Raw genomic sequence first — 11,823 nt, 5'->3', positions numbered from 1 at the left:
AAAGAACGGCCCAATTATTCGATGAATTCGATTAAATAGGTCAACTATTCTCACGAATCCATCGAATAATTCGACTCGTTCTACTGAAATTTATGCTCGAAAGCATAAGTCCGACAGGCTCCTAGAGGAAAGCCAACCTGACTGGCTGGATTGGCAACTGACACCATTCCCATTAGTTTCAACTGGTTCAGTGATAAATAACCCATACTATCCTGATAAACAGAGCGCCAAGCTTCATTACCATAAAAGCTGCCTTGGGAGTGGGCCACCAGCAATACTTTATGACACTGGCTGATATCCCTTGAATAATCCAGAACATGTCTACGGAGATCGCCATCAAAAACATAATTAAACGCATCGTAGCCCGTCACAACACTTTCAACCCCTTCCTGAAACCAGTCTGGTGCTGTCTCAACCCCGGCCAGCCATAACAGGATACTACGGTAATCCTGCAGCGTTTTTTGCCGGGCTACTTCCAGCATTTGCTCCATGGGGTTTTCGTTATGGTTGTAGGATATTTTATAGCTGACCTGATAGCCTGGCAGTTGGTTTGCCATTAACCTGCGGAGTTTCCGTAGAGATTGTCTTGTATCATCTTTACCATTGAACATCCCATTACCAAAATAAATAGATAACTCAGGTTTCTTGACTTCACATTCAAGAGCTAAAGAAATAGTGGAGAACACCAAGCAATAGATAATAATTAGATTTTTCACTGTTCGTCCCTGAAAATCAGTCAATTTTAGTTTTCTGTTTTAAAAGAACACTGAGAGCTCAAGTCATCCGGTAACGTGAAGCTCATTCCACTGAAATAACTATTTATCTTATTCCACGCTCTAGCTCTCTCCTCTGTATTCACAGTGGCAGCTTCGAGTTTTTTTAGAATATTTTCAGGGTCTCCGTCACTTAGAAAGAAAAAGCAATCACTAGCAATATCAACCTCAGTACCTAGCTCAATAACTAAATCTCTGTTCTCAACGCTTTCATAGATTTTTTGTCTTGAAATAGCCATAGCTCGGATAGTTTCTTTCTTCTCAATCGAATCCGGTAACACTCTTTCAATAAACCGTTCCACATCATCACGAATACCGTCCTGATTACTATCAATCCCTGTCAGTCCAATCAGTCCCTCTGCTCCAGGGTCCGGGGGCAGGTCAAACAGCCAGCGTGATTCAGCAGACTTCAGACACTCTTCCCAGGGCAGTGTTTTGAACCGCATCGGCTTTCCAAGAGTGAGACAATAACTGCTGCCCCTGGATTCAAAATACAGCCGCTGCTGCCTGTAACGAACAGAGTGCAAACCTTTACTATGGCGAAGTGCCGTTGCCGGATAAAACTGCTTTCGCCAACGATAAATGCTTAACTCACCACCGACTCCTGAAATTACGCCATTTTCATCAATATCCCACTCTTGCCCCTTTGACTGATTACAGGCTTTTGCACGAACAAGTAGGCCGTGCTTTATCGAGGGTTCCTTCTTAAATACCTTTTTGATCTTTTCGGTCCAGTGCCTGTACCACTGTGTTCCTGCCTGAAGGCAGATACCTTCTTTAAGAACGCCTGACTCCAAGGTTGAAGCCTGAGCAGAAAACCCATATCCCAAAAAAAGAATAGAAAGAACGATGATCAATGGTTGTCGAATGGTCATAACCAGTCCCTGGTTCTTGATGTCCTGTTTTTCAAGAGATCATTACGTACGAATAGTGTCAATAAAAAGCCGACTCCTCCTCAATTACTGAGCACAATGGCAAAAAGCCTGTATACCCATTCCCCTTGAAGATGTGGGGGTGTTGGCTGCTCTTTCTCTCGGCAACTGCTCCTGCGTTGCACTACCTCCTGCATCCATGCAGTCGACCCCAGTCACCTACTATTTGTAGGCTCTTGGGGCTTCACGAACTTGCCGCCTAGTAGCAACTTGAAATCCAATGGGTATAGATAGGCTTTCTCCATTTAGCAGAACCCTGTGCTTCACCTCCATATTCATCAATGCTCTATAGCGGTAAACTAACCTTTTGCTGATAGAGCTATCTAGCCCCAGACTCCGTCTATTGCCGATGGGTAGTAGCCAACTCTCCCGGCGGTAGCCTACTGTCAGAAGAACATAATTTTCAGGAGCGTCAGAATGACCAGTGCCCAACAACGCGCCGAGCTACAGCGCCAAATCTGGCAAATTGCCAACGACGTGCGTGGCTCAGTAGACGGCTGGGACTTTAAACAGTATGTGCTTGGCACTCTTTTCTATCGCTTTATCAGTGAGAACTTCACCAACTACATCACGGGCGGTGATGACAGCGTCAATTACGCAGCGATGAATGACGAAGATGAAAACATTGCCGCAGCCAGAGAAGATGCCATTAAAACCAAAGGGTATTTTATCTACCCGAGCGAACTGTTTGTTAATGTGGCAGCCCATGCCAGCAAAAACCATAATCTGAATACCGATCTGGCCGACCTGTTCAAGTCCATTGAGAGCTCAGCCAATGGTTATCCTTCAGAAGCGGATATCAAAGGCCTGTTTGCTGACTTCGACACCACCAGCAACCGCCTGGGCAACACCGTTAAAGATAAAAACAGCCGACTGGCTGCTGTGCTGAAAGGGGTAGCAGAGCTGGACTTTGGCGATTTTGAAGGCGACTTTGAAGAGAACCATATTGACCTGTTTGGCGATGCCTACGAGTTTCTGATTTCCAACTATGCCGCTAACGCTGGCAAATCTGGCGGAGAGTTCTTTACTCCGCAAAGTGTTTCCAAACTGATTGCCCAGCTGGCCATGCACAAGCAGACCCGTGTTAATAAAATTTATGATCCGGCAGCCGGTTCTGGCTCATTGCTGCTGCAAGCGAAAAAGCACTTTGATGCCCATATAATTGAAGAAGGTTTTTTTGGTCAGGAGATCAATCACACCACCTTTAACCTGGCTCGAATGAATATGTTTTTGCACAACATTAACTACGACAAGTTTAATATTGAGCTGGGTAACACCTTAACCGAGCCGCATTTTGCCGATGACAAGCCCTTTGATGCCATTGTCTCCAACCCACCTTACTCAGTGAAGTGGATTGGTTCCGGTGATCCTACACTCATCAATGATGACCGCTTTGCTCCCGCAGGTGTGCTGGCCCCCAAATCCAAAGCCGACTTTGCCTTTGTGATGCACGCACTCAACTACCTTTCCAGCAAAGGCCGGGCAGCCATTGTCTGCTTCCCCGGCATTTTTTACCGCAGCGGTGCGGAAAAGAAAATCCGTCAGTATCTGGTGGACAACAACTATGTGGAAACGGTGATTTCATTAGCTTCAAACCTCTTTTTCGGCACCACCATTGCAGTCAATATTCTGGTGCTGTCCAAGCACAAAACCGAAACCACTACCCAATTTATCGATGCCAGCGGTGAAGACTTCTTTAAAAAACAAACCAATAACAATGTGCTGACCAATGACCATATCAAACAGATTATGGCCATCTTCGATGGCAAGGACGATGTCGATCATGTAGCGAAGTCAGTTAGCTATGAAGCTATTTCTGAAAACGACTATAACCTCTCTGTTAGTAGCTATGTAGAAGCCAGAGATACCCGTGAAAAAATTGATATTACCCAGCTGAATACTGAGCTAAAGACCACCGTTTCAAAAATAGATACGTTGCGCACGGATATTGATGCCATTGTCTCTGAAATAGAAGGTGCGGAGATTGAAGCATGAGCAAAGACAACAAAAAACTCATTCGCAACTCCACTGCGGAATTTCTGATTTTTACAGCCCAATCCGAAGCGCAGAGCATTGAAGCCCGCTATGAGGATGAGACCATCTGGCTGTCGCAAAAGCTCATGGCGCAACTCTTTGGCGTCGATGTGCGTACTGTGAACGAGCATTTGAAAAATATCTTTCAAACAGGCGAATTACAGGAGAATCCAGTTATCCGGAATTTCCGGATAACTGCCACAGACGGCAAAAATTATAACACCAAGCACTACAATCTGGACGCAATCATTTCTGTGGGTTCCCAACAGCAAATAGAGGATGCGATTCGCCATGTTTTATCTCATTGAGCACAATCGCACCACTAAGGCCACTCAATGGGCTGAATACAGTGACTACCCAGTAGCACAGGCGGCCTGCCTGCAAAAAGAGCAGCAGTACTTTTTGGACAATAGAAATGAAATGGAGATGGAGATGGTGGTTTTTGAAGCCAACTCCATTGATGACTTAAAACTCACCCACAGCCGCTACTTTGTTACTCATGAGGTTGCCGATGAACCAAAAGATAATACAGCAGGCACTTTATTGGCGGTTGAGCTGGTGGGTCTTGCTATTTATTTGCTGAACAAGAAGTGAGCAAGATAAGTATGAACTTCGACAGTGAACTGGAAGAAGCTTCAGTTATTCGAGATTTTCGAATAACTGCCAATGATGGTAAAAACGACACAACCCAGCATTACAACCTTTCAGCCATGATTGTCCAGGATCGCCTGTTTGAAAGTGACTTCGATAAAGAGGTGAAAAGAATCGCAGCCTCTCAGAAAAAAAATGGTGGCGCAGCATGATACTGACCAACAAATTAAACATCACTGACCAGGTAGAACTGGCCAGAGCGGAAGAAAAAATCAGCAAACAAAAAGCCAAACAACTGTTTGATTCTGGAGATATCAATAAGGTCGATGTCGGAATCTTTACTGGCCTGGCTTATATTCATGCCTACCTGTTTGGCGATATATACGATTTTGCGGGCCTTATCCGCGAGGTAAATATTGCCAAAGGGGATTTTCGCTTTGCTCCCCTGATGTACCTGCAAACCTCGTTAGACAATATCGACAAGATGCCCCAAGGCAACTTTGATGAGATCATCGAAAAATACGTGGAGATGAATATCGCCCACCCCTTCCGTGAGGGTAACGGGCGTGCTACTCGTATCTGGCTGGATCTTATACTCAAAACCGAAATCCAGCAGGTCATAGACTGGAACCAGGTGGATAAAGAAGACTACCTATCCGCCATGCAGCGCAGCGTCGTTAAAGATATCGAAATCAAACACCTGCTCAAGCAAGCCTTAACTGACCAGATAGACGACCGAGCTCTGTTTATGAAAGGCATTGATGTCAGCTATTTCTATGAAGGGTATAACGAATTCAGGACCGAGGAGCTGTAGTGGTGAGCGATATGGACTTTATGGAAAAGTTGTTGGATGGGGTTGTGGTGGAGTGGAAGCCTTTAGGAGAGATAGGTGAGTTTATCCGTGGCACCGGAATGCAAAAAAAAGATTTCATTGAAACGGGATTTCCTGCCATTCACTATGGTCAAATCTATACCAGATACGATTTATCAGCTAAAAAAACTTTCACCTATGTAGCTGATGAATTAGCAAGAAAATTAAGAAGAGCTGTAAAAAATGATCTCTTGTTGGCAACAACCTCAGAAAATGATGAAGAAGTTGTTAAACCATTAGCTTGGCTTGGTGAACAGGTGGCTATTTCTGGCGATATGATGCTATTTAGGCACAAGCAGAATGTTAAGTACTTAGCTTACTTTCTGCAAACAGCTGAGTTCCAGACGCAGAAGAAACCGTATATTACAGGAGCAAAAGTACGTAGAGTATCAAAAGACAACTTAGCGAAAATTGTTGCCCCAATCCCCTGCCCAGAAAACCCAGAAAAGTCCCTGCAAATCCAAGCGGAAATCGTCCGAATACTGGACAAGTTCACCGAGTTGACCACCGAGTTGACCACCGAGCTTAATGCACGAAAAAAACAATACCACTACTATCGTGATCAGTTATTGGGTTTTGAAGGTGAGGATGTTGAGTGGAAGACGTTGGCAGATATAACGTTAAAATCATACTCTGGAGGAACCCCAAAAGCTGGCAATACGGAATACTATGAAGGTGGGACTATTCCTTGGTTAAGAACAAAAGAGGTAAAGTTTTCTGATATTCAAAGCACAGAGGTTAGAATTACATCCAAAGCTATAGAACAAACTGCTGCAAAATGGATTCCTGAAAATTGCGTTATTGTTGCAATATCGGGAGCGACGGCAGGGCGATCAGCCATAAATAAAATTCCATTAACGACTAATCAACACTGTTGTTGCTTAGAAATCGATCCTACAAAAGCATTATACCGTTACGTCTTTCATTGGGTAAGTTTTAACTACGAAAACATCAAAGGGTTAGGGCAAGGTGCAAGAGGTGACCTCAACTCAGGGATTATAAAGGGCTTTAAAATCCTGATACCTTACGCAGAGGATCCTGAAAAATCCCTTGCAGAGCAGGAGCGTATTGCCTCCATCCTGGATAAATTCGACGCGCTAACAAACTCAATCAATGAAGGCTTGCCCCGAGAAATAGAACTGCGCCAGAAGCAGTATGAATACTACCGAGACTTGTTGCTAAGCTTCCCGAAGCCTGAAGAGGGAGCGGCATAATATGAGCAGTACGCTGACAGAAATCGCCCAGCAGCTGAAAAATACCCATAAAAAAGTGCAGCTGATCTATGGCTTTAATGGCACCGGAAAAACACGGCTTTCAGGGAAGTTTAAAGCGCTGACTGCTCCCAAGAATGGCGATGACGACGAAGCTGAATCGCCACGTAATAAAATTCTCTACTACAACGCTTTCACTGAAGACCTGTTCTACTGGGACAATGATTTAGAGCAAGATGCAGCACCCAAGCTGAAGATTCAACCCAACTCGTTTACGGACTGGATTCTTGACGAGCAGGGTCAGGACATGAACGTTATAACAACGTTCCAGCGCTACGCCAATGATAAACTGACACCTCGCTTTAACGAGGCGTACACCGTGGAAAACAAGGACGGAAAAAAGGACGAAAAAGAGGTTGTAAAGGCTTTTTCAGAGGTGACCTTCTCTCTCCAGCGCGGTGACGATGAACCCTCAGGAAACTTGAAAATTTCCAAGGGTCAGGAGAGTAACTTTATCTGGAGTGTTTTTTACACGCTATTGGACCAAGTGATTGGTGTGTTGAACGTTGCAGAACCGGATGACCGTGAAACCAACCAGTTTGATGATCTGGAATATATATTCATTGATGATCCTGTCAGTTCTCTGGATGAAAATCACTTGATTCAACTGGCTGTCAATCTGGGTCGATTAATTAAGTCCAGTGAGTCCAACATAAAGTTCATTATATCGACTCACAGCCCCGTGTTTTACAACGTGCTTTACAATGAAGTAAAAGCCAAGAGTGGTTATATCCTCAGCCAGTTCGACGACGGCACTTTTGAGCTGGAAGAAAAGCAAGGGGATTCAAACAAAAGCTTTTCTTACCACTTGCATATAAAGAAACTTATTGAGCAAGCTGTTGAACAAAAATCCGTCCAGCGTTACCACTTCGCCTTGCTGCGTAATCTGTATGAAAAAACGGCCAGTTTTCTTGGTTACCCACGTTGGTCCGACTTATTGCCTGGGGATAAAAAGGCCTATGCTAATCGGATTATGAACTTCTATCCTCATAACACGTTATCCAACGAAGAGATTGCAGAGCCTGCCACGCCAGAGAAAGAGATGGTCGGCCTGCTACTGGAAAATCTGGATAAGTTTGGCTATTGGCAACAGGAAGAACCGCATGGGTCATAAAAGTCTGAGCCTGCAAGACCAAACTACTGAGTTCCTGCTTTATACCGCCCCTAAGGGTGATGTGAAAGTAGAGGTGTTGCTGAATAATGAAACTATTTGGCTGACCCAGCAGCGGATGGCCGAATTATTGGGCGTACAGCGCCCAGCTATTACCAAACACCTGAAAAATATATTTGAAAGCAATGAGTTACAAGAAGATATGGTATGTTCCATTTTGGAACATACCACTGAGCACGGTGCCATTTCTGGGAAAACACAAACTCAGCAAGTTAAATATTACAATCTGGATGCTGTTATTTCGGTGGGTTATCGGGTCAACTCGGCGCAGGCCACTCAATTTAGAATCTGGGCTACCCAGCTGATTAAAGAGTACATCATCAAGGGCTTTGCCATGGATGATGAGCGCTTGAAAAACGGTCGTTACTTTGGCAAGGATTATTTCCGTGAGCTGCTGGAACGGGTACGCTCTATCCGTGCCAGTGAGCGGCGAATTTACCAGCAGATTACCGACGTCTTTGCCGAATGCAGTATCGACTATAACCCAAAATCTGAAACGACCCGCCTGTTTTATACTCATGTACAAGACTCATTTCATTTTGCCATTACCGGTCACACGGCAGCAGAAATCATCGCCTTAAAAGCGGATGCCAATCAACCTTTGATGGGCATGAATACTTATAAAAATGCCCCTGATGGTCGCGTACTGAAATCGGATGCCAAGGTCGCAAAGAATTATTTAGTTGAAAATGAGATCAAACAGCTGGAGCGTGCCGTATCCGCTTTCTTTGATTATATCGAGGGGATTATCGAGCGGCGCAATACTTTCACAATGGAAAGTTTTGCAGACAGCGTAAATAAGTTTCTGACCTTTAATGAGTATCAGATTCTGGAAGGCTATGGCACGGTTAGCCGCCAGCAAGCCGAGCAAAAAGCTTTTGCCGAGTATGAAAAATTCAACAAAAAACAGCGGATTGAATCGGACTTTGACCGCCAGGTAAAAAAACTACTGACAAAGAAGGATGGTGATGAATGACTGACTACAAAACCATCGCAGAATCAAAAAACTTTATTGTACTCGACCAGTACACTGGGGAATGGCAAGTCAACGATAGCTACCAGAGCGAACTCGATCTCGAGCATGAGCTGGTAGAGGATTTGCAAAACCAGGGCTATGACTATGTAGCGGGCTTAAACACGCCAGAAAAAATGCTGGCCAATGTCCGTGAGCAGTTGCAGGCACTGAACAAGGTTACGTTTCAGGAGGGTGAGTGGCACCGCTTTGTCGAGCAGTATCTGGACAAGCCCAGCGATAATATCATTAATAAAACCCGCAAGATTCATGATGACTACATCTTTGATTTTGTCTTTGATGATGGTCATATCGAAAACATCTACCTGCTGGATAAACAGAATATTGCCCGCAACAAAGTGCAGGTGATCAAACAGTTTGAACAGACCGGCACCCAGGCCAACCGTTATGATGTGACGATTCTGGTGAATGGCTTACCTCTGGTGCAAATTGAGCTAAAAAAGCGTGGTATTGCTATTCGTGAAGCCTTTAACCAGGTGCATCGCTACAGTAAAGAAAGCTTTAATGCCGAGAACTCGCTCTTTAAGTACTTACAGCTGTTTGTGATTTCCAACGGCACCGACACTCGCTACTTTGCCAATACCACTCAACGCAATAAAAACAGCTTCGATTTCACCATGAACTGGGCGAAATCAGATAACTCCCTGATAAAAGACCTTAAGGATTTTACCGCCACCTTCTTTCAGAAAAACACCTTGCTCAGGGTGCTGTTGAACTACTGTGTCTTAGATGTCAGTAATACATTGCTGGTGATGCGCCCCTACCAGATTGCCGCCACAGAGCGCATCCTGTGGAAAATCAAGAGTTCATATCAGGGCAAAAACTGGAGTAATACCGAAAGTGGTGGGTATATCTGGCACACCACCGGCTCGGGCAAGACCTTAACCAGTTTTAAAGCAGCTCGCCTGGCCACCGGGCTGGATTTTATTGATAAGGTCTTTTTTGTGGTGGATCGTAAAGATCTCGATTACCAGACCATGAAAGAGTACCAGCGCTTCTCGCCAGATAGCGTAAACGGCTCGGACAGCACCGCAGGGTTAAAGCGCAATCTCAATAAAGACGACAACAAAATCATTGTCACCACCATTCAGAAGCTGAACAACCTGATCAAAAGCGAGGGTCATCTGCCTGTTTACAATCAGCAGGTCGTGTTTATTTTTGATGAAGCCCATCGCAGCCAGTTTGGTGAAGCGCAAAGGAACTTAAAGAAGAAGTTCAAAAAGTACTATCAATTTGGCTTTACCGGCACGCCGATTTTCCCGAAAAATGCCCTGGGTGCAGATACTACAGGCAGTGTATTTGGCCGTGAGTTGCATTCTTATGTAATTACCGATGCCATTCGCGATGAAAAGGTGCTCAAGTTTAAAGTTGATTACAACGATGTACGCCCGCAGTTCAGGAATCTTGAAAAAGAAACGGATGAGAAAAAATTAACCGCCGCCGAAAACAAGCAAGCCTTTTTGCACCCGGTTCGCATTGCTGAAATCACCCAGTACATCCTGAACAACTTCAGGCAAAAGACTCATCGTATGCAGGCAGGCGGCAAGGGCTTCAATGCTATGTTTGCAGTCAGCAGTGTAGATGCTGCCAAGGCTTACCATGAAAGCTTCAGAACGCTACAGAATAAGGATAATCAGGGGCAACTTAATGTCGCCACCATCTTCTCTTTTGCTGCCAATGAAGAACAGGATGCTGTCGGAGATATCGTCGATGAAAGTTTTGATGTGTCGGCCATGGACAGCACTGCCAAGGAATTTCTGAGCGCCGCCATTGCTGATTATAACGTCAGCTTCAAAACCAATTTTGGTGTGGATAGCAGAGGCTTTCAAAACTACTACCGTGACCTGGCCCAGCGAGTCAAGAGGCAGGAAGTCGACCTGCTGATTGTTGTGGGTATGTTCTTAACCGGCTTTGATGCTCCCACGCTAAACACCCTGTTTGTTGACAAAAACCTGCGTTATCACGGTTTGATGCAGGCCTACTCTCGTACCAACCGGATTTATGACGCGACCAAGACCTTCGGTAATATCGTGACCTTCCGTGACCTGGAACAGTCTACTATCGATGCTATCACTCTTTTTGGTGATAAAAGCACTAAAAACGTCGTGTTGGAGAAAAGCTATCAGGAATACATGGAAGGCTTTACCGATATAGCGACAGGTGAAGCTCGCCGAGGTTATCTGGACGTGGTGGCAGAGTTGCAAAGACGCTTTCCAAAACCTGATGAAATTGTCAAAGAGCAGGACAAAAAAGATTTTGCAAAACTGTTTGGTGAATACCTGCGTGTTGAGAATGTGCTGCAAAACTACGACGAGTTTGCTGGTTTGAAAACCTTGCAAAACGTTGATATGGATAACCCTGAGGCCGTCGAGGCGTTTAAAGCTAAATATTATCTTAATGATGATGATTTAGCGGCCATGCAGGCTATTAAAGTGCCTTCAGAGCGATTAATCCAGGATTATCGCTCAACCTATAACGATACTCGTGACTGGTTACGTCGTGAAAAAGCAGCCAACCAGAAAGAAGAGTCCAGCATCGACTGGGACGATGTAGTGTTTGAAGTTGACCTTCTGAAATCTCAGGAAATCAATCTTGATTACATTCTGGAGTTGATTTTTGAGCACAATAAAAAGAACAAAAACAAAGCTGACCTGATTGAAGAAGTTCGTCGTCTTATTCGTGCAAGCCTGGGTAGCCGTGCCAAGGAAAGCCTGATTGTAGATTTTATTAACCAGACGGACCTGGATAACATCGGTGACAAAGCCAGTATCATTGATGCTTTCTATAAATTCGCACAGACCGAGCAAAAACGTGAGGCAGAAGAACTTATCAGCTCTGAAGGTTTGAATGAAGAGGCTGCCAGGCGCTACATTTCTGTGTCGTTGAAGCGAGAGTTCACCAGCGAAAACGGTACCGACCTTAATGCCACGCTGCCTAAAATGAGTCCATTGAATCCGCACTATAAAACAAAAAAACTGACTGTATTCCAGAAGATTGCTAACTTCGTAGAAAAATTCAAGGGTGTCGGTGGTCAGATTTAACCTGTAAGTGGCCGAAAAGTGACTATGACGACAAAGAGTATTTTATTGGTAGCTTGATCTGTGATGGGCAAAGATATACCCATCGCCTTTCAAGTTGCTACGTTGT

The 11,823-nt window shown here is 44.7% G+C and carries 11 protein-coding genes; 9 read left to right on the top strand and 2 right to left on the bottom strand.

Annotation, left to right across the window (positions count from 1 at the left end; genetic code table 11):
* Positions 1–80: 80 nt before the first annotated feature.
* Both ACR2PX_RS08490 and ACR2PX_RS08485 read right to left on the bottom strand, forming a co-directional pair.
* Positions 81–557, bottom strand: coding sequence for a hypothetical protein (locus tag ACR2PX_RS08490; RefSeq protein WP_433998927.1), 477 nt, complete (start codon positions 555–557; stop codon positions 81–83).
* 185 nt (positions 558–742) lie between these two features.
* Positions 743–1,648, bottom strand: coding sequence for a hypothetical protein (locus ACR2PX_RS08485; RefSeq protein WP_433998926.1), 906 nt, complete (start codon positions 1,646–1,648; stop codon positions 743–745).
* A 474-nt stretch (positions 1,649–2,122) separates the two neighbouring features.
* Here ACR2PX_RS08485 and ACR2PX_RS08480 point away from each other — a divergent pair, with 474 nt between their 5' ends.
* The 9 genes from ACR2PX_RS08480 (at position 2,123) to ACR2PX_RS08440 (ending at position 11,717) form a co-directional block, all read left to right on the top strand.
* On the top strand, positions 2,123–3,700 hold the full coding sequence (locus ACR2PX_RS08480; protein ID WP_433998925.1) for a type I restriction-modification system subunit M: 1,578 nt from the start codon (positions 2,123–2,125) through the stop codon (positions 3,698–3,700).
* On the top strand, positions 3,697–4,047 hold the full coding sequence (locus tag ACR2PX_RS08475) for a hypothetical protein (RefSeq protein WP_433998924.1): 351 nt from the start codon (positions 3,697–3,699) through the stop codon (positions 4,045–4,047). Before ACR2PX_RS08480 ends, ACR2PX_RS08475 begins: the two co-directional genes overlap by 4 nt.
* Positions 4,031–4,333, top strand: coding sequence for a hypothetical protein (locus ACR2PX_RS08470; RefSeq protein ID WP_433998923.1), 303 nt, complete (start codon positions 4,031–4,033; stop codon positions 4,331–4,333). The genes ACR2PX_RS08475 and ACR2PX_RS08470 overlap by 17 nt, the downstream gene beginning before the upstream one ends.
* A gap of 11 nt (positions 4,334–4,344) precedes the next feature.
* Complete coding sequence (locus ACR2PX_RS08465) at positions 4,345–4,542, top strand: hypothetical protein (RefSeq protein ID WP_433998922.1); 198 nt, start codon at positions 4,345–4,347, stop codon at positions 4,540–4,542.
* Positions 4,539–5,144 (top strand): protein adenylyltransferase Fic, encoded by a 606-nt coding sequence (gene fic, locus ACR2PX_RS08460; RefSeq protein ID WP_433998921.1) that lies wholly within the window; start codon positions 4,539–4,541, stop codon positions 5,142–5,144. Before ACR2PX_RS08465 ends, fic begins: the two co-directional genes overlap by 4 nt.
* Before the next feature lie 11 nt (positions 5,145–5,155).
* Complete coding sequence (locus tag ACR2PX_RS08455; RefSeq protein ID WP_433998928.1) at positions 5,156–6,415, top strand: restriction endonuclease subunit S; 1,260 nt, start codon at positions 5,156–5,158, stop codon at positions 6,413–6,415.
* 1 nt (position 6,416) lies between these two features.
* Positions 6,417–7,586, top strand: coding sequence for a hypothetical protein (locus tag ACR2PX_RS08450; RefSeq protein WP_433998920.1), 1,170 nt, complete (start codon positions 6,417–6,419; stop codon positions 7,584–7,586).
* A gap of 61 nt (positions 7,587–7,647) precedes the next feature.
* A complete protein-coding gene (locus tag ACR2PX_RS08445) occupies positions 7,648–8,619 on the top strand; it encodes a virulence RhuM family protein (protein ID WP_433998919.1) in 972 nt (323 codons plus the stop codon).
* Complete coding sequence (locus ACR2PX_RS08440) at positions 8,616–11,717, top strand: HsdR family type I site-specific deoxyribonuclease (protein WP_433998918.1); 3,102 nt, start codon at positions 8,616–8,618, stop codon at positions 11,715–11,717. The genes ACR2PX_RS08445 and ACR2PX_RS08440 overlap by 4 nt, the downstream gene beginning before the upstream one ends.
* The last annotated feature ends 106 nt before the right edge of the window (positions 11,718–11,823 follow it).

Origin of the sequence: Endozoicomonas sp., assembly GCF_051008435.1 — a bacterium.
In the GTDB taxonomy this organism is placed as follows: domain Bacteria; phylum Pseudomonadota; class Gammaproteobacteria; order Pseudomonadales; family Endozoicomonadaceae; genus Endozoicomonas_A.
This window is presented reverse-complemented; position numbering and strand designations above follow the sequence as displayed.